The sequence below is a fragment of the Calidithermus terrae genome, from assembly GCF_003574345.1.
Classification (GTDB): domain Bacteria; phylum Deinococcota; class Deinococci; order Deinococcales; family Thermaceae; genus Calidithermus; species Calidithermus chliarophilus.
The window spans coordinates 1-1,438 of sequence record NZ_QXDL01000412.1; the positions used below are offsets into that span (position 1 = coordinate 1).

At 75.9% G+C, this 1,438-nt stretch carries 1 protein-coding gene; it reads left to right on the plus strand.

Features of this window, described 5'->3' with window-relative positions:
* Nucleotides 1-1,303: VWA domain-containing protein (locus Mterra_RS21220; protein WP_119316873.1), on the plus strand; the 1,303-nt coding region annotated here is incomplete at its 5' end.
* Between the last annotated feature and the right edge of the window lie 135 nt (nucleotides 1,304-1,438).

Here is a 1,438-nt window from a genome sequence, read left to right on the forward strand (position 1 = left end):
GGGCGATGGCGGCGCGGGCGCCCCCGCCCGCGCCGCCATCGCCCTGGTCATCGACGCCTCGGGCAGCATGGACGAGGCCGGCAAGCTGCAGGAGGTCAAGCGGGCCGCCCAGGACTTCGTGGCCCGGCAGGACCTCAGGACCACCCGCGTCGCGGTGGTCGGCTTCGGCAGCCGCGCCCACCTCGAGAGCCCCCTCTCCAGCGACCCCGGCCAATTGCGCCAGGCCATCGAGCGCATCGCCGACGGCGGCGGCACGATGATGGCGGAGGGCCTCGAGGCCGGGCTGCAGGCCCTGGGCGAGGCCGACACCCCCGCCCGCAGCCTGCTGCTCTTCACCGACGGGATGCCCGGCAGCACCACCGTCTCGCCCCGGGTGGCCTCCCGCGCCGCCCTCTCGGCCGCCGAGCGCGCCCGGGCGCAGGGCGTGCGGCTGGTGGCGGTCGCCACCGAGGACGCCGACCGGGCCTTCCTCGAGCGCCTCACCGGCTCGAGCGAGCTGGTGTTCTCCACCACCGCCGGGCAGTTCGGGGAGGCCTTCCGCCAGGCCGACCGGGCCATCCGGCAGCTCTTCGGGGGGCCCGCCTCGAGCAGCCTGGCCCAGGTGCTGTGGGAGACCTTCCTGCGCGGCGCGCTGGCGCGGCTGGCGGGCTTCGCCGTCCTGGGGGCCTTCGTGGGGATGATGGTGCAGTGGGCCCAGCAGGCCTTCAAGAGCGCCTGGCTGGTGGGGGTGGGAAGCGGCCCTTACGAGGGCAAGGAGTACATCCTCGCCAAGCCCGTCGTCACGGTGGGGCGCTCCGACGCCAACGACATCGGGCTCTACCGCGAGCGCGACCTGCCGCTGAAGGCGGGGGTGCTGCGCCTGGAGCAGGGCGTGTGGCGCTGGGAGGGCCAGCCCGTCCCCGTCAACGGGGTGGTCACCCCCCGGCAGGCCCTGCGCCCGGGCGACCGCCTGCGGCTGGGGACCGCCGAGTTCCTGTTCCAGGCCCGCGGCGCCCAGCCCCCCGAGGCCCTCGACGCCTGGGCCCTCCAGGGCAACACCCAGACCCACCCCCTGCCCTTCCCCCTGCGGCAGGCCACCCTGGGCTCCGACCCCCGCTGCACGGTGGTGATCCGGGGCCAGAGGGTCGCCCCCCGCCAGGCCGAGATCCGGGCGGGGGCACAGGGCCTCGAGCTCCTCGCCCTGGCCGAGGGGGTGCAGGTCAACGGGGAGGCCCTGCCGCAGGGCCAGCGCCGCGGGCTCGAGCCGGGCGACCTGCTCACGCTGGGGGCCGAGGAGTTCGCCCTCATCCGGCGCCGGGGCTGAGCCGAGGGTCAAGAATCACGGGGCCGGAACTTACCCCTCGCTACAATTTCGGCTGATGTCACTCGACCCGGCCCTGGCCGAGGGCTTCTACGGCCCGCCGCTGCCCCCTCTCCCGCGGCCTACCCCGCGGCAACC